Source organism: Tepidicaulis marinus (genome assembly GCF_000739695.1).
GTDB lineage: Bacteria > Pseudomonadota > Alphaproteobacteria > Parvibaculales > Parvibaculaceae > Tepidicaulis > Tepidicaulis marinus.
In genome coordinates this window covers 76,808-93,217 of record NZ_BBIO01000010.1, presented here as the reverse complement: position 1 = coordinate 93,217, position 16,410 = coordinate 76,808, and the positions used below count along the sequence as shown (strand labels likewise).

Annotated in this window: 16 protein-coding genes; 11 read left to right on the top strand and 5 right to left on the bottom strand. The window is 61.5% G+C overall.

Annotated elements, in window-relative coordinates; all coding sequences use genetic code 11:
- Positions 1 to 58: 58 nt before the first annotated feature.
- The 5 genes from M2A_RS17415 (at position 59) to M2A_RS10415 (ending at position 6,335) form a co-directional block, all read left to right on the top strand.
- Positions 59 to 2,950, top strand: a complete 2,892-nt coding sequence (locus M2A_RS17415; protein WP_156101730.1) for an SEL1-like repeat protein — start codon at positions 59 to 61, stop codon at positions 2,948 to 2,950.
- Positions 2,951 to 3,121: 171 nt separating this feature from the next.
- Complete coding sequence (locus M2A_RS10430) at positions 3,122 to 4,045, top strand: sulfite exporter TauE/SafE family protein (RefSeq protein ID WP_045446866.1); 924 nt, start codon at positions 3,122 to 3,124, stop codon at positions 4,043 to 4,045.
- Positions 4,045 to 4,833 (top strand): TIGR02186 family protein, encoded by a 789-nt coding sequence (locus tag M2A_RS10425; protein ID WP_045446864.1) that lies wholly within the window; start codon positions 4,045 to 4,047, stop codon positions 4,831 to 4,833. The genes M2A_RS10430 and M2A_RS10425 overlap by 1 nt, the downstream gene beginning before the upstream one ends.
- Before the next feature lie 126 nt (positions 4,834 to 4,959).
- Complete coding sequence (locus M2A_RS10420) at positions 4,960 to 5,742, top strand: cytochrome c biogenesis CcdA family protein (protein WP_045446861.1); 783 nt, start codon at positions 4,960 to 4,962, stop codon at positions 5,740 to 5,742.
- Between the two features lie 62 nt (positions 5,743 to 5,804).
- Positions 5,805 to 6,335, top strand: a complete 531-nt coding sequence (locus M2A_RS10415) for a DUF3429 domain-containing protein (RefSeq protein WP_052379395.1) — start codon at positions 5,805 to 5,807, stop codon at positions 6,333 to 6,335.
- A 4-nt stretch (positions 6,336 to 6,339) separates the two neighbouring features.
- Here M2A_RS10415 and pdeM read toward each other — a convergent pair whose 3' ends face one another.
- Positions 6,340 to 7,062: a ligase-associated DNA damage response endonuclease PdeM gene (gene pdeM, locus M2A_RS10410; protein ID WP_052379394.1), complete on the bottom strand. Its 723-nt coding sequence runs from the start codon at positions 7,060 to 7,062 to the stop codon at positions 6,340 to 6,342.
- Positions 7,055 to 9,583, bottom strand: a complete 2,529-nt coding sequence (locus M2A_RS10405; protein ID WP_045446858.1) for a ligase-associated DNA damage response DEXH box helicase — start codon at positions 9,581 to 9,583, stop codon at positions 7,055 to 7,057. Before M2A_RS10405 ends, pdeM begins: the two co-directional genes overlap by 8 nt.
- Before the next feature lie 214 nt (positions 9,584 to 9,797).
- On the opposite strand from M2A_RS10405, the gene M2A_RS10400 reads away from it, so the two are divergent.
- From M2A_RS10400 to M2A_RS10385, 4 genes are all read left to right on the top strand, one after another.
- Complete coding sequence (locus tag M2A_RS10400) at positions 9,798 to 10,616, top strand: mechanosensitive ion channel family protein (RefSeq protein ID WP_045447031.1); 819 nt, start codon at positions 9,798 to 9,800, stop codon at positions 10,614 to 10,616.
- 117 nt (positions 10,617 to 10,733) lie between these two features.
- Positions 10,734 to 11,012 carry a DUF6460 domain-containing protein gene (locus M2A_RS10395; RefSeq protein ID WP_045446855.1) on the top strand — a complete coding sequence of 93 codons (279 nt, stop codon included), beginning with the start codon at positions 10,734 to 10,736 and terminating at the stop codon, positions 11,010 to 11,012.
- Between the two features lie 18 nt (positions 11,013 to 11,030).
- On the top strand, positions 11,031 to 11,378 hold the full coding sequence (locus M2A_RS10390) for a DUF427 domain-containing protein (protein WP_045446853.1): 348 nt from the start codon (positions 11,031 to 11,033) through the stop codon (positions 11,376 to 11,378).
- A 136-nt stretch (positions 11,379 to 11,514) separates the two neighbouring features.
- Positions 11,515 to 12,396, top strand: a complete 882-nt coding sequence (locus M2A_RS10385; protein ID WP_045446850.1) for an SDR family oxidoreductase — start codon at positions 11,515 to 11,517, stop codon at positions 12,394 to 12,396.
- A gap of 19 nt (positions 12,397 to 12,415) precedes the next feature.
- On the opposite strand, the gene M2A_RS10380 is transcribed toward M2A_RS10385, so the two are convergent.
- The 3 genes from M2A_RS10380 to M2A_RS10370 are packed head-to-tail and all read right to left on the bottom strand — an operon-like array spanning position 12,416 to position 15,140.
- Positions 12,416 to 13,390 carry an NADPH:quinone oxidoreductase family protein gene (locus tag M2A_RS10380; protein ID WP_045446847.1) on the bottom strand — a complete coding sequence of 325 codons (975 nt, stop codon included), beginning with the start codon at positions 13,388 to 13,390 and terminating at the stop codon, positions 12,416 to 12,418.
- Positions 13,391 to 13,417: 27 nt separating this feature from the next.
- A complete protein-coding gene (locus M2A_RS10375) occupies positions 13,418 to 14,443 on the bottom strand; it encodes an alpha/beta hydrolase (RefSeq protein ID WP_052379393.1) in 1,026 nt (341 codons plus the stop codon).
- A gap of 22 nt (positions 14,444 to 14,465) precedes the next feature.
- A complete protein-coding gene (locus M2A_RS10370; protein ID WP_052379392.1) occupies positions 14,466 to 15,140 on the bottom strand; it encodes a TetR/AcrR family transcriptional regulator in 675 nt (224 codons plus the stop codon).
- 288 nt (positions 15,141 to 15,428) lie between these two features.
- Between M2A_RS10370 and M2A_RS18020 the strand changes: the two genes are divergently transcribed.
- Together M2A_RS18020 and M2A_RS18015 are read left to right on the top strand one after the other, a co-directional pair.
- Complete coding sequence (locus M2A_RS18020) at positions 15,429 to 15,944, top strand: PaaI family thioesterase (RefSeq protein WP_121881050.1); 516 nt, start codon at positions 15,429 to 15,431, stop codon at positions 15,942 to 15,944.
- Positions 15,944 to 16,408 carry a PaaI family thioesterase gene (locus M2A_RS18015; RefSeq protein WP_045446841.1) on the top strand — a complete coding sequence of 155 codons (465 nt, stop codon included), beginning with the start codon at positions 15,944 to 15,946 and terminating at the stop codon, positions 16,406 to 16,408. The genes M2A_RS18020 and M2A_RS18015 overlap by 1 nt, the downstream gene beginning before the upstream one ends.
- Positions 16,409 to 16,410 lie beyond the last annotated feature (2 nt).

Sequence of the window (16,410 nt, the reverse complement as noted above, 5' to 3'; positions counted from 1 at the left end):
TTTACACCGAATCACCGTCTCGGTACAACGTGGAATCTGAAACGGGCATAGTGATTCGATGAGATCGGGGGTCCCCTGGAGCGTCAAGGGCATCGAACCTGAAGCGCGTGAAGCAGCAAAGCAGGCTGCACGCCGCGCCGGGATGACCCTTGGCAATTGGCTCAATCAGGTCATTCTCGAAAGCGGCACGGATGAAGTAGGCGCCGATGGCGCGTCTTACGAAGCCTCCTACCGCCCCGATTTTACGGCCCAGCCCGGCCAGGGTTCCTACCGTCCCTCTTATGAACAGGCCCCGCAATTCGACATGGGGCCCGTTGCAGAAGCCGTCAAAAATCTTGTGCAGCGGGTCGAGTCGAGCGAACGGCGCCTCGATAGTGCGATAGAAACCATGGCCACACGCTTCGACGAAGGCAATCGTCTGCCCTCCTTTACCGGGCCCGATCCGCTTGAGCGCAAGATCCAGCAGCTCACCGAACGTCTCGATGCCGCAGAACGCGCCCAGCCTTTCGGCAAACGCGCCGAAGATGCGCAGGCTATCAAGTCGCTCGAAAAAGCGGTCAGCGCCGTGGTCGACCATTTGGAAACGGCAGGCCATCAGACCGACCGCCGCTTCGACGATATCCGCCAGACGCTTTCAACGCTTTCGCGCCGCATGGATGAGACGGACGCTGCCGCCGAGCGCGAAAAAGCGCGCAGCGAAACCGAAACGCTTTACAAATCCGTTCACGCGCTTGCTGAGCGTCTCGCCTCGATCGAAAAATCCGTTCAGCAATCGGCCGCGCAAAGCGAAGCGGCCCAGCAAAAGGCCGTTGAAGCCGCGCTGCGCGCCGTCAACGACAAGGCGGAATCGGAAAGCCAGAAGAAAGTCATTTTCCAGCTTCAGGACGCGCTTGAAAAAATGCATGCGCGCCTCGAGCAGTCCGAACAGCGTCAGGCCGAAACTCAGCGCGCCTTGCTGGAGCAGATGCAGGAAAGCCTCGGCTCGCTGAACAGCCGCGTCGAGCAGGCCCAAGCCGAAGCCAAGGCGCAAGCCGCCCAGCCGAGCGCCCTCGTTGCCGAAATCATGCAGGAAGTCGATCAGCGCCTGCAAAATGTCAGCGCCCGGATCGAACAATCCGAACAGCAAAGCCAGGCCGCCGCAAGTTCCGTTCAACAGGCGATTGCCGATTTTCAAGCCTCGCTAAAAGAGCTTGAGGAAAAGAACCTCACCGCCAAAACGCAAGAAGCGGCGGAAGCCGAAGCAAAAGCTCCGGCTGCGCCCGAAAACGAAGCGGCCTCTCACCAAACCGCATTGCCGCCTCAGGGGCCGCCTCAGGGGCCGCCTTACGGCGCGCTGGCGCCCGGCGCCATGCCCCCGCCGGTCGGCATGCCCGATCTTGCCCCGCCGCCCATTCCGGCAACACCGCTCGGCCAGCCTGCCCCGCCGCCTTTGGCGGATTCTGCGCGCAGCGAAATGCGCGGGCCCGCCGATCCGCCGCTTCCGGGCGCAGGCGGCGAACCTGCCGCCCCCCCGCCCCCGCCTGGCTCTGCCGTGCCGGGCATGGCGGACACGCATGCCGGTCAGGATTTCATCGCCGCCGCCCGCCGCGCCGCGCAGGCCGCCGCCTCCGGCGAAATGCCGCGCGGTCCGGTTCATGAATCAAGCCCCCGCTACAAGAGCTTCGATGAAGAAGAAGCAGGCGAGAGCAAACGCAAATATTATTACATTGCCGGCGCAGTGCTTCTGGCCGCGCTTGCCGTTTTCGCCCTGCGCGGTTTTACCGGCGGCGGCAGCGCGCCTGAAACCCCGTCCCTGACCGAAGCGCCTGCCGCCGAAGAACAGGCAGCGCCCGCGGAAGAGACACCCGCCGCGGACACGCCCAAGGCGGCAGCATCCGAGACCACTATTCCTGAGACGCCTGCGCCCCAAGACAGCGCGGCTGAGACAGATGAGAAACCCGCAACACCGGAGGCCACTCCGGAAGGCGCCGAGCCGAAAGCAGATGCGGCGGAAGGTTCGGCGCCTGCCTCTTCCAAAACGGCTGCCGTGAAGCCGGAAACCATGACGCTGCCGAAAGTGACCGAGAAGGTCGCCCCGGCCGAGCCTGCGCCCGTCACCCCCGTTTCCCGCGAGGCGGCGAAACCGACGCTGCGCGAGGCAGCTGCAAACGGCAATGCGGCAGCGCGCTATGAAGTGGGCCTGCGCTATGCGCGCGGTGTGACCGTGCCGCAGGATTTCAGCCAGGCCGCTTACTGGTTTGCCCAGGCTGCCGAACAGGACCTTGCGATCGCGCAGTACCGCATCGCCACGCTTTATGAAAAGGGGCGCGGCGTCGAACAGGATTTCGCCAAAGCCCGGACCTGGTACGAGAAAGCGGCGAACCAGGGCAACATCAAAGCCATGCACAACCTTGCCGTCATTTACGCGGAAGGCAAAGGCACTCAGCAGGATTTCAGCGAGGCAGCCCGCTGGTTCGAGGAAGCGGCGGCGCGCGGGCTCGGCGACAGCCAGTTCAACATCGCCGTTCTTTATGAGCGCGGCCTCGGCGTCACCGCCGATCCGGCCAAAGCCTATCTTTGGTATGCGGTTGCCGCGAAAAGCGGCGATAAGGACGCTGCCGCCAAGCGCGATGAAATCGGCCAGAGCATGGATGCGGCAGGGCTCGTCGATGCCAAGCTGAAAGCGGAAACCTGGAGCCCTAAAGCCTCCGATGCCGTGGCCAATGGCAATATCGCCTCGCTGAAAACCTGGAGCGAGCGGGCCGATGCCGGCACGCCGGGCAGCAGCGTCGATGTCGCCCGTGCCCAGGCACTTTTGACAGAGCTCGGCTTCCGTCCCGGCCCCTCCGACGGGGTGATGGGTCCGAAGACGACCGAAGCCATTCAGCAGTTCCAGCGCAGCGCCGGCATGGCGGCGACGGGACTTGTCACACCGCAGCTCATCGAACTGCTCGAAGCGCAAACACGCTAAAGGGGCACGCTAAGAAAAGACCTGAGGAGATGCTTTTTCTCCACACGGAATTACCGCAGTCTTTTGTTCAGCACGGTCAGGCTTTGTTATAGTCTGGCCGTGTTATTTTTCTGCCGCCCGCCGCTGCCAGACGAGTATCAACCGGCTACCTGTCCGAGAGACCGCCACGCAATGCAGATCTACCTGCCCATAGCCGAGCTCTCCTTGAACGTCTTTCTGCTGCTCGGCCTTGGCGGCGCTGTGGGCTTTCTATCCGGGCTTTTCGGTGTGGGCGGCGGCTTTCTCATGACGCCGCTTTTGATCTTCATCGGCATTCCGCCCGCCGTTGCCGTTGCCACGCAGTCGAACCAGATTGTCGCCTCCTCCATTTCCGGGGTGCTGGCGCATTGGAAGCGGCAGACCGTGGATTTCAAAATGGGGCTCGTCTTGCTCGCGGGCGGCATTCTGGGCTCGGTCGGCGGCGTCTATCTTTTCAAATATCTGCGTGAGATCGGGCAAGTCGATCTTCTGATCTCCTTTTCCTATATCGCCTTTCTCGGCATCATCGGCACGCTGATGCTGGTGGAAAGCGTGCGCGCCATTCAGGCGGCGCGCTCGGGCAAATCGCTTCCCGGAAGGCGCCCCGGCCAGCATAGCTGGGTGCACGGGCTGCCCTTCAAAATGCGCTTCCGCCGCTCGCGCCTTTACATCAGCGCCATTCCGCCTTTCCTCATCGGCGCGAGCGTCGGCACGCTCGTTGCCATCATGGGCGTGGGCGGCGGCTTCATCATGGTGCCCGCCATGATCTATCTCTTAAAAATGCCGACCAATGTGGTGATCGGCACTTCGCTCTTTCAGATCATTTTCGTCACCGGCCTCGTTACCATCTTGCACTCGGTGGAAAACCAGACCGTGGATGTGATGCTCGCCCTTCTCCTCCTCATCGGCGGGGTGGTGGGCGCGCAATATGGCGCCCGCTTCGGTGCGAATATGCGCGGGGAACATTTGCGCGCGCTGCTCGGCCTTCTGGTGCTGCTGGTTTGCGCGCGGCTGGGCTTCGACATGGTGGCAACCCCGCAAGATCTTTTCTCGCTGGCACCGCAGGGGGCGAATTGATGCGCGCGCTTCTTTCTACTCTTGCTCTTCTTTTAGCCTTCGCGGTTTCCAGCGGCGCAGCGAAGGCCGGTCTCGTCACGGACCTTTCCCAGCATCAGGTCTCCATCCGCTCGAATTTCACGGGAACGGAAATTCTGATCTTCGGCGCCATCGAAGCCGACAGCGCCGCCAAGCCCGGTCAGAGCACCGATGTCGTTATCGTCGTCTCCGGTCCGCGGCGCGATGAAACCGTGCGCAAGAAAGAACGGGTGGCGGGCGTCTGGATCAATTACAACTCGGTCACTTTCGCCTCCGTGCCCGGCTTTTATGCCGTGGCGAGCACGCGGCCCTTCGAGACGATTGCGAGTGAGCGGGTGCGGGCGATCGAGCAGATCGGCGCGCGGCACCTCACCTTCGGCAAGCTTATCGCCACCTCCATAGAGGGCACGCGCATTCCCCTGGACGTGGAAGAAGCACGTGAATTTACCGACGCGCTGATCCGGCGCAAACGGGAGCAAGGGCTTTTTCACGAAGCGCCGGAAGGGGTAGCCTTTCTCTCCAACACGCTTTTCCGGACCAGCATCGAAATTCCGGCGAACGTGCCCGTCGGGCTTTATACGGCCAAGGTCTATCTCATCCGCGACGGCAATGTGATCGACGCCATCTCCACTCCGCTCTTCATCGACAAGAGCGGCATGGAGCGGATCATCTTCCGCCTCGCCCACCGCGAGCCGCTGCTTTACGGGATTTTCGCGGTGATGCTGGCGACATTCGCCGGCTGGACGGCGGCCCTGATTTACCGGGAATAGGGGATTTCCGGCGCTCGCGGCCTTTCAAGCAGGTGTGACGAGACGCGCCTTGCATGTGAAGGGTCCCGATGCCATTTCATGCCGGTACCCTGCATCCTGGGCAGCGGTATTCGGAAAGGGACACAGATGGGCGGACTTGACGGCGGTTTCGGGATTGCAGCGCTTGGCGGGCTGATCAGCTTCCTCTCGCCCTGTGTTTTGCCGCTCGTACCCGCCTATCTCTGCTTCATGGCCGGAACGACGCTGGAAGAGCTGACCAAGTCCCAGGAAAAACGCGCGGACGATCCTGCGCTTGCCCGCCAACTCAACCGCCGGGTGCTCTTCGGCGCGCTGGGCTTCGTGCTCGGCTTTACCACGGTCTTCGTCGCGCTCGGCGCCTCGGCCTCGGCCATCAACCCGTTCATCCAGGCCAACCGGGTTATCCTCGGTCAGGTCGCAGGCTCGATCATCATTATCCTCGGCCTGCACTATATGGGTGTCTTCCGCTTCGCCTTTCTCGACCGGGACGTACGCTTCATGCCGCAAATCGGCGGCGCGGACGCCCCGGCCTATATGCAGATTGCCGCGCCTTACCTGATCGGCCTTGCCTTCGCCTTCGGCTGGACGCCCTGCATCGGGCCGATCCTGGCGACCATTCTGACCCTTGCCGCTTCCCAGGAGAGTCTGGGGTACGGGGTGGCTTTGCTCACCACCTATTCGCTCGGCCTTGGCATCCCCTTCATCGCCGCCGCGCTCGGCGTGCGTGCCTTCCTCGCCTTCTCTTCCTCCTTCCGCAAGCACCTGCACAAGGTGGAAATCGCGGCGGGCGTGCTTCTGGTGGGGACCGGGGTCTTGATGGTGCTCGGTTCCTTCGAGCTCATCGCGACCTATCTCATCAATACATTTCCCGCGCTAGGGAAACTCGGCTAAAGACAGTAGACTGCCCCCGCAAGCGCCCGAGGCCAGGACCCGGGCCAGCATGGGAGCCTTTCATGTCGAGCAGCGAAAAGACTGCCCCTTCCGCCCCCGCCGTTCAGCCGGCAAAGAAAAAACCCCGCATCAAGGTGCCGGGCAGCGCCACGCTTTTGGGCTATGCCGGGCTCATTCCGTTTGCGGGCACCGCGCTCATCGTCTGGCTTTCCTGGCCGAGCCCGGCGGCGCGCGATGCGCTTTTCGCGCTGCAGGCCTATGGCGCCATCATCCTTTCTTTTCTGGGCGGCGCGCGCTGGGGCCTTGCCATGGCAGGCCATGGCTATGCGAGCGATACGGAAACCCGGCGGGAGCTGCGCACGGGGCTGATCGCGGCCGTTCTTCCCTCCGTCATTGCCTGGCTTGCCTTGCTGATGCCGCCGCTACCGGCGCTCAGCGTGCTTATCATCTGTTATGGCGGGCAATATCTGGCGGACATTCAAACGGTCAAAGCGGGCGATGCGCCGGCCTGGTACCGGCTTTTGCGCACGCCGCTGACGCTCCTTGCCATGGCGGCAATGCTGGCGGCGCTTGCCCGGCTCATCACGGGCTAGGCGCTTACCCCTTGCCGCTTCCCCCATCGGGCAAAAGCGTGCGGGCTTTGACAGGATGGATGCGCTCGGCACCGATCATCCAGGCATGAAACTCGAGCCCGGCGAAAAGCGGCGCGAAGGCCGCGTCGAGCACATTGAGCCCGCCCGTATAAGCGCCGAAAGACGGCATGATAAGCCGCGTGCCGTCGCTTGCAAAACAGCGCCGCCTCAGCCTGCGCCCGCGCACACGCACCGCCGCGCACGGATGAAGATGCCCAGCGACCTCGCCCGTTGCCGGAGCCGCTTGCGGTTCATGGCGGAAGATGAGCGGTTTCATATCGACCGCGCTTTCCACTTGCCCTCCGAAAAAGGGCGGCGGGGCGGGGTCGTGATTGCCCTCGATCCAGATCCAATCGGTGCTTGCCGCCAAGGCGCGGATGCGTTCCCGTGCGCCTTCCTCCATCCGGGCCAGCGCCTCGCCATCATGAAAGCTGTCACCGAGCGCGATCACTCTTGAAGGGGCAAGCGCCCGGCAGAGCCGTTCCAGGCGCGCGAGCGTTGCCGCCGTATCGTAGGGCGGCAAGAGCACGCCCTTGGCGGCAAAGGCCGAGCCTTTTTCAAAATGAAGATCGGCAACAATGAGGGTTTCCCGCTCCGGCCAATAAAGCGCGCCGTCAGGCAGAGGCTGAAGCTTTGTGCCCAGCACCTGCAAGCTGCCCGATTTCTGCTCTGCCGCCAGGTCAGACAAGCCGCGTCGCCTCTTCGATCAAATCATCCGCCGCTTCCGCCAGAAGCGCCTCGCTCGCTTCGCCATAAACGGGTTCCTTGCCGATATCAAGGAGCGCGGGCACGGCAAGGGGAGAGACGCGGTCCAGCCGCTTCAAACGGATGCGACCCTTGATGCGGCCCAGCATGGCGGCAACGCGGGCGACATCGAGAAAACCTGCCGCCGCATCCTCCCAGGTCGCCTCCAAGAGAATGTGATCCGGCTCATGCTCGCGAAGCACGTCGTAAATCAGATCGGAGGAAAACGTCACCTGCCGCCCGCTCTTTTCCTTGCCCGGAAAACGCCGCTCGATCAGGCCGGAAATGACGGCGCAATTGCGGAATGTGCGCTTCATCAGGTTGGATTCAGCAAGCCAGTTTTCCAGATCATCGCCCAGCATGTCCTCATCGAAGAGCGCAGCAAGAGACAGATCCCCGCGCTCGGCCATCATCCCGACATCGCGCAGGCACCAGATGGCGAGCGAATATTCGGACGCGACGAACCCCAATGGGCGCGCCCCTGCCCGCTCCAGGCGGCGTGTCAAAAGCATACCGAGGGTTTGATGGGCAAGGCGCCCTTCAAAGGGATAGCAAATGAAATAGAACTTATCGTTGCGCGGAAAGGTTTCGGCCAAAAGATCATTGAGCCCCGGCAGTTCCGAACGCCATTCTTGAATGCGCAGCCATTCGGACACTTGATCCGGCAGGTGCTTCCAGCTTGCAGGCTGGGAGAGCATGCGCCGCACTTCTTCGGCAAGATAGGTCGAAAGCGGAAACTTGCCCCCCGCATAAGAGGGAATGGCCGGGTTCTCGCTTTTCGAGCTTGTGACATAGGCTTCCGTTTCCACCAGCCCTTCGAAGCGCAGGATTTTGCCCGCAAAAAGAAACGTGTCGCCGGGGACAAGCTGCTCGATGAAATATTCCTCGATTTCCCCGAGAACGCGCCCGCCGCGCACGGGCGCCCCCGAGTTCGGCCGCCGGCGTACCAGGCGCACTTTCAGCATCGGCGCCTCGACGATGGTGCCGACATTCATTCTATATTGCTGAGCAAGACGGGGATGGGCGAGGCGGTAGCGCCGGTCTTGTTTGAAAATATTGTTGGGCCGCAGGCGCCTGTAACGGTCATAGGTGCGCAGCGCATAGCCGCCCGTTTCAACGAACGAGAGCACCTTGTCGAAACGCGCGCGGGTGAGATGCGCATAAGGGGCGGCGCTGCGCACTTCACCATAGAGTTCGTCCGCATCGAAAGGAGCCGAGCAGGCCATGCCCATAATATGCTGGGCAAGCACGTCGAGCGCGCCGCGCTTCGGCACCATACCGTCATGAATACCCGCAAGAGCTGCCGCCCGGGCCGCTTCGCATTCCAGCACCTCGAAACGGTTGGCCGGGACAAGCAGCGCGCGGCTCGGATCGGAAAGGCGGTGATTGGCCCGCCCGATGCGCTGCAAAAGACGGCTTGAACCTTTTGGCGCGCCGACATTCAAAACGAGGTCCACATCCCCCCAGTCGATGCCGAGATCGAGCGTCGAGGTGCAGACGACGGCCCGCAAGCTGCCTGCCGCCATCGCCGCTTCCACCTTGCGCCGCTGCTCGGTCGAAAGCGAGCCGTGATGCAGCGCAATGGGCAGATTGTCTTCATTGATGTACCAGAGATCGCGGAAGATGAATTCCGCCTGGGAGCGCGTGTTGACGAAAATCAGCACGGTCTTGTTCTTGCGGATTTCCTCGTAAATGGCGGGCAGCGCATGGCGCGCCGAATGGCCGGACCAGGGGATGCGGACTTCCGGCGTCAGAATGCCGATTTCCGGCACCGCGCCGCCCTCCCCTTTGACCAATGCGCTCAGCCGCTCTTCGCCTTCCACCTGCGGCACGAGATAGCGGCGCAACTGATCGGGTTCAGCCACGGTGGCCGAGAGGCCGATGCGCCGCATGGAAGGAGCAAGCGCTGAAAGGCGGGCAAGACCCAGCGAAAGCAAATCCCCGCGCTTGGTATTGGCGAGCGCGTGAAGTTCGTCCAGCACCACGCATTGCAGCGAAGAGAAAAGCCGGGCCGCATCTTCGTAAGACAGAAGCAGCGCCAATTGCTCCGGCGTCGTCATGAGAATATCGGGCGGATCGCGCCGCTGGCGCTGACGGCGGTTTTGCGGCGTGTCCCCGGTGCGCGTTTCAAGGCGGATATCGAGGCCCATTTCCTCGATCGGAATTTCAAGGTTCCGCCGCACATCGACGGCGAGCGCTTTCAGCGGGGAAATATAAAGCGTGTGAATGCCCCCTGGATGCGTGCCTTCCTGCGAAAGCTCGATCAGGCTGGCGAGAAAACCCGCCAGCGTCTTCCCCCCGCCCGTTGGCGCGATGAGCAGCGCCGAGTAGCCCGCAAGACCAAGCTCGGTCAACTCGCGCTGATGGGCGCGCAGCTGCCAGCCGCGCTGCGCGAACCAATTGCCGAAACGGGCAGGCAGCGGGCCGGCCGCATCCGCAGCGTTTTCAAGGGCGGGATTCTTCATGGGCTCAGTATAGCGGGCCGGGGCGCGGCAGAAACAGCGAAGGCGGCCCCGCCCTCCTTGCAAAGCCCGCAAAAAAACTGGCCGAATCCGGCCCGGCGCGCCAACATGGGGCCAACACAAGCTTTGACGGCCAAACGCCCGGGCCTAGAGATGGCCGGATAGATCGAACCGCCGGGAAGAACCAAGAAAAGGGGATGCCATGCCGGAAGAATGGATGCAGTTAATTCGGGATAATGCCGACGCGCTGATGCCGCTGGTGGTCGAACACGGGCTGAACCTAATCGGCGCCGTGGCCATTCTCATTCTCGGCTTCTGGTTTGCGGGCCGGGCCCGGAACTGGGCGGTGCGGGCGCTCGGGCGGATGCCGCGCTTCGATGACATGCTGAAAAACTTCTTCGGCGCCATTGTCCGTTATCTCGTCATCATCGTGACGGTGCTGGCGGTGCTGTCACAATTCGGCATTGAGACAACAAGCCTTATCGCGGTGCTGGGCGCCGCCGGTCTCGCCGTCGGCCTGGCGCTGCAAGGCACGCTGTCCAATGTGGCGGCCGGGGTCATGCTGCTCATCTTCCGTCCCTTCCGTATAGGGCAATATGTGGAGGTGGGCGGCATTGCCGGCACGGTGAAGGAGCTCACGCTTTTCACCACCGAGCTCAACACGCCGGACAATGTGCAGATCATCGTGCCCAATTCCAACGTCTGGGGTCAGGCAATCCGCAATTACAATGCCTATTCGACGCGGCGTGTGGACATCACCTTTGGTATCTCCTATGGCGATGACATCAACAAAGCGATGGACATCATCAAGGCGGAAATCGAGAAAGACGCGCGCATTCTGAAAGACCCCGAACCCTTTATCGCGGTGCTGGGGCTCGGCGAAAGCTCGGTCGATATCGTCACCCGCTCCTGGACGGCGACGGGCGATTACTGGCCCGTCAAATTCGACCTGACCAAAGCGGTGAAAGAAGAATTCGACCGCGGCGGGATCACCATCCCCTTCCCCTCGCGCACCGTTTACAACGCCGCCGATTAAGGCGCCTCACATTCCGGCAGAAGCGGGGCCTGCTTATTGCGGCCTTGCGTCTGCCGGGTTTTATGGCCACCCTTTGGATAAGAACTAAGGGTCAAAGGCTGAGGAGAGCAAAGCCCCATGGACAAGATTTTCGGCGGCCCCATTCTGCCCACCTTGATCAAACTTGTCCTCGCCTCGGTGGGCGTGGGCATTGTGCTTGCCATTTTCGGCATCGAACCCTGGCGGCTTTGGGAAGATTTTCTGGGCACGATCAGCCGGGTCTGGGAAATGGGCTTCAATCTGATCGACTGGTCGTTCACTTATTTTCTATTGGGCGCGGTGATCGTGCTTCCTATATGGCTGTTGGTACGGCTCTGGTCCGTTTTCGTGGAAAAAGAGCCGCAGCGCAAAGACTGACACTGGAAGGACCATTCCATGGCGACACCGGCTCCCATCAGCTTTACCCCTTACAAAGGCAAAGTCACCGTGCGCCATGGCGGCGAAGTGCTGGCCGCTTCCACCAACGCGCTGGTGCTGCATGAAACGGGCCTGCCGGATGTGTTCTACATTCCGCGCGCCGATGTGGCGATGGACCTTTTCACCCGTTCGGACCGCGTGACCCACTGCCCGAAAAAGGGCGACGCGGCCCATTGGCATGCGGCGGCCGGCGACACGCAAATCGAAAATGCCGCCTGGTCTTACGAAACGCCGATCGCGCAGGCCGAGCCCATCAGGGAATATTTCGCCTTCTATCCCAATAAGACCGAGATCGAAGCGGAATAAAGCGGTCGGGCGACGCCGCGTCCGCCGCGCCTTTCCCCCCAAGCCGTCTCAAAGCCTCATCAAAAGCTCGCCATGGGCGGCTGAATTGCTATCTTCCTCTCAAATAAAACCAATCAGGGAGGGTGATATGACATCCATGCTTCGCGACGGCCTGTTGAAAGGCAAACGCATTCTCGTCACCGGCGGGGGCACGGGCCTCGGCAAAGTCATGGCGGAAGACTTTTTGCGCCTCGGCGCCGACATTCACATTTGCGGGCGGCGCAAGGCGGTGCTCGATGAAACCGCCAAGGAGCTGATGGATAAGCATGGCGGCAGCGTCAAAACCCATGCCTGCGATATCCGCGTGGCGGAAGCCGTCGATGAAATGATTGCCGATATCTGGGCAGAAGGGCCCTTGAGCGGCCTCGTCAACAATGCGGCGGGCAATTTCATCAGCCCGACGAAAGATCTTTCCACCCGCGGCTTCGATGCCATTGCCAATATCGTCTTTCACGGCTCCTTCTATGTGACCCATTCCGTCGGCAAACGCTGGATCGAGGGCGGGCACAAGGGTTCGGTGATTTCCATTCTCACCACCTGGGTGTGGAATGGCGGGCCTTACACGGTGCCCTCCGCCATGTCGAAGGCGGGCATCAATGTCATGACGCAGTCGCTCGCCGCCGAATGGGGCCAATACGGCATCCGCCTCAACGCGATTGCCCCGGGCCCCTTTCCCACGGAAGGCGCCTGGGCGCGGCTCAGCCCCGGCGAAAGCGCGGAGGGCGATGCCTCGCGCCAGGGCATTCCCATGGGCCGCGTGGGCGAAATGCCGGAACTCGCAAACCTTGCCTCCTTCCTGATGGGGGATGGCTGCGAGTATCTGACGGGCCAGACCATCGCCATCGACGGCGCGGCTTACAATGCAAGCGGCGGCAATTTCTATCCGCGCCTTTCCAAGGTCACGGATGAGGAATGGAAGCAGATGCAGGAGATGATCCGCGGCGCGAACGACAAGGACAAGGCGAAGCGCAGCGTTTGACGCTGCGCTGCCGCCCCCTTCACATCGTCACGACGACCTTGCCGATGGCCTTGCGCTCTTGGAGAAGGCGCATGGCATCGACGGCTTTTTCAAGCGGAAAGGTCGCGCAGACATAAGGGTCGATCTTACCTTCCGCCGCCCAGCGGTCGATCGTTTCGATGTTGCGCTTGCCCGCTTCCGGGTCCCGGCGGCCATACTCCCCGGCGCGCACGCCGATAACGGAAAAGCCTTTGATGAGCGGCATGTTGACCGGCACGGAAGGAATGCGCCCGCTGGTAAAGCCGATAATGAGCAGCCGCCCGTTCCAGGCGATGCAGCGCACGCTTTCATCGAAGACATCACCGCCCACCGGATCGTAAATCACATCCGCGCCGCGCCCGTCCGTCAGCTCCTTCACTTTGTCCTTAAAGCCCTTCGTGACATTGAGCGTGCAATCGGCGCCGCGTTTTTTCACCGCTTCGAGCTTTTCATCCGACGCTGAAGTCGCAATGACCCGCGCGCCGAGCAACTTGCCGACATCGACGGCGGCCATACCGACGCCCCCGGTTGCCCCATGGACAAGCAGCGTTTCGCCTTTTTGCAGATTGCCGCGAATGACAAGCGCGACATAAGCGGTGAGATAAGCTGCGGGATAAGCTGCGGCCTGGATGAAATCCATGCCTTCCGGGATGGGCCGGCAGGCAGAGGCCTGCGCATTCACTTCCTCGGCAAAGCCGCCGATGCGCAGACCCGCAACGACCTCATCGCCGGGTTGGAGCGTGGTGACACCCGGCCCTACCTCGAGCACGATGCCCGCCCCTTCCATGCCGGGAGAAAAGGGCAGTTCCGGTTTGAACTGATATTTGCCCTGCACCATCAAAATATCCGGAAAATTGATGGAACAGGCTTTCAGGCCAAGCCGCACCTCGCCTTCGCCGGGCGGCGGCAGCTCAACCTCATCCATCCGCAGGACGGAAATATCCTCCGACAATTCATGCACTCTGAGCGCGCGCATGAGACCTCCCTTTTTTTGTTTTCGTTTTTAAAGGTGGCGCTTCAGATCGCGGGCAAGCTCGATGCAAGCGCGGCGGGCTTCGGGCACCGTGCCGCTCATGGCGGTGAAGGCGTGCGCGAGGCTCGTATAGCAGCGGTAGAGCGTGTCGACGCCGGCCGCTTTGAGCTTGTTCGCATAAGCCTCGCCCTGATCGCGCAAGGGATCGAAACCGGCCGTTGCGACAATGGCAGGCGCAAGGCCGCTCAGATCATCGCTGAGCGCCGGGGCGACGCGCGGATCACTTTCCTTGGATTTGTCAGGCAGCGCGTGATCCAGGAAATAATCCATGATCTCCTTGGTGAGGGGATAGCATTCTGCGCAGCTTTGCATCGAGCCGCCTTTATCCGTCGGGTCGGTCGCGGGATAAATCAGCAATTGCGCGGCCGGCTGCTGGCCGCCCTTGCGTTTTACTTCCTGGCAGACGACGGCAGCCATGTTGCCGCCCGCCGAATCCCCGCCCACCGCGATCTTCGAGGTATCCATGCCGATCTCAGCGCCATTTGCGACCGCCCATTCATAAGCGGCGAGCGCATCTTCGATGGAAGCGGGGAAAACATGTTCGGGCGCGAGACGGTAATCAACCGACATGACGGCCGCGCCGCATTCATCCGCCAGCACCGAGCAGAAATGATTGCAGGTTTCAAGATCGCCGATCACCCAGCCGCCCATGTGATAATAGACGATACCGGGCAGCGCCTCGTTCTGCTTGTCGCTCGGGCGGTAAATGCGCACCGGAATTTCACCGGCAGGACCCGGAATGGTGCGGTTGAGAATGGAAACGCCGCGCCGGGGCGCATCATCCAGCATGGCAAGTCCGGCAGAGGAGGTTTCGCGCGCTTCGGCCGGGCTCATCGCCGCCATGGAAGGCTGCTTTGCCCCTTGCGCGGCAAGAAGCTGCACGCGCGGGTCCATGATATTGCCGTCGATTTCGACGGGCTCGCCGCCTGCCATTTTCAGGATCACGCCTTCGGGCAGTTTCATCAAAGCGCGTACGATCAGCCGCTGCAGGCTCATGGGATCCCCCTTTTTTAGATTTTTATGCGTTGTTTTGGGCGTTGCCTCTATCGATGACACCCTTCAGGCCCGCGAGCAAGAAATTCGCCGCAAATTCCGCCGCCTCATCGGCATTGGGATTGTCGCGCATCATCATGCGCTCGGACATTTCCTGCGCCAGACCCACCGCCGCCGCGGCGAAAAGCTCCGCATCCATGGGCGGCACCTTGCCGCTTTTCACGTCTTCTTCGACAAAGGACTGAATTTCATCGAACCCGGCCAGCACTTCCGGCGTCACCATGCGCACGCGCAGCGCGCCGGTATTGCGGCGCATCAGCCGGAACTGCGCTTCATCGGTCAACACATAGTTGAAATAGGCTTTGTAAGCGTTGCGGATGAACTCCTCGAAAGTGCGCGAGGCCAGACGGGCGGCGCGAATGACCGGACGGATGCGCAGCGCGCCGTCATCCATCAGCGCTTCGAAGACTTCTTCCTTGCTCTTGAAATAATTGTAGAACGTGCCGGAGGCGAGACCCGTGCGCCGGATGATGTCGCGCACAGAAGCTGCCCCATAGCCCACTTCGGCAAAAACTTCGCGGGCGGCATCCAGAATCGCTTCCTTGTTGGAGGCTTTCGTGCGCTCGCGCTTGCCTAGCGTTTTGGCCGCCGCTGCGCCTGCTTCGGCGGCAGACGGCTCTTTTTCGATCGTTTCGCTCATTTATTTCTCTTTTCAAAGCAGCGACCAAGGAGCTGCCTGGTTTCAAAGCAGCGGCCAAGGCGCTGCCTGGCGAAAGTGTCCGGGCACTTTCGTTTACCCCTTGCCCGAATACGCCGGGCTTTTAGCATCATATCATTTCGTGACGCACCGTCAATTTTTGAGATTTCCCGTGTGAAGATTTTTCTTTTTAAATCAACATGTTGCCCGCCAGGCGCACATCTGCCGCGCCAGACAGATTGACCTCTTCCCGGCAGCGCCCTATCACCGTTGCAAAAGAAAGGTCCTGCCATGGATGAAGACAAGCTCACGAAAATGGTCGAAGAATCGGGAAACGCGCTCATTCAGCACGTTCCCCATGCGCGGGCTATCGGCCTGAAAATCGTGACCGCCAAAAAGTCTCATGCCTGGCTGGAAGTGCCTTATGCACCGCATCTCGTGGGCAATCCGGATACCGGCGTCATTCATGGCGGCGTCATCACCACCCTGCTCGATAATGCGAGCGGCGTTGCCGTGCAGCTTGCCCTGCCCGAGCGAAGCGCCATCGCAACGCTCGATCTGCGCATCGATTACATGCGCCCTGCCGAGCCCGGCAAGACGATCAAGGCGCATGCTCATTGCTATAAGGTGACGCAGAACGTCGCGTTCGTGCGCGGCACCGCCTATCACGATGAAAACGAGGATGAACCCATCGCCACTTCCGTCGGCACCTTCATGCTCGCCGCGAACAGGGCAACCCCCGTCGCCATGGCTGCCCAAATGGCCAAGGCGCTTGAAGCAAAAGACAACAAGAAAGGGGACGCCTGATGGACCTCCTGCGCAAAGCCCGCGAAGAAGGCGGCACGGTCGATCTCAATGCGCTGATCGAAGCCATTCCTTACGCAAAGTTTCTCGGCATCACCGTCGATCAAAAAGGCACCGAGATCACAACGGTGCTCAATTTCGAGGAAAAGCTGATCGGCAATCCGGTTCTGCCTGCGCTGCATGGCGGGGTGATCGGCGCGCTATTGGAAATGACGGCGATCATTCAGCTTGCCTATGACGCCAAGGGCGATGCTTTGCCCAAGCCCATCGACATTACCGTCGATTACTTGCGCTCCGGCCGGCCCATCGATACTTACGCCCGCGCGCGGGTGACGAAACACGGCCGGCGCGTTGCCAATGTGCAGGTGGAAGCCTGGCAGGAAGACCGCATGAAGCCGATTGCCGCGGCCCATGGGCATTTCCTGCTGGCACCGCCCCCTGAGAGCACGCAAGACGCCGCCGGTTGAGG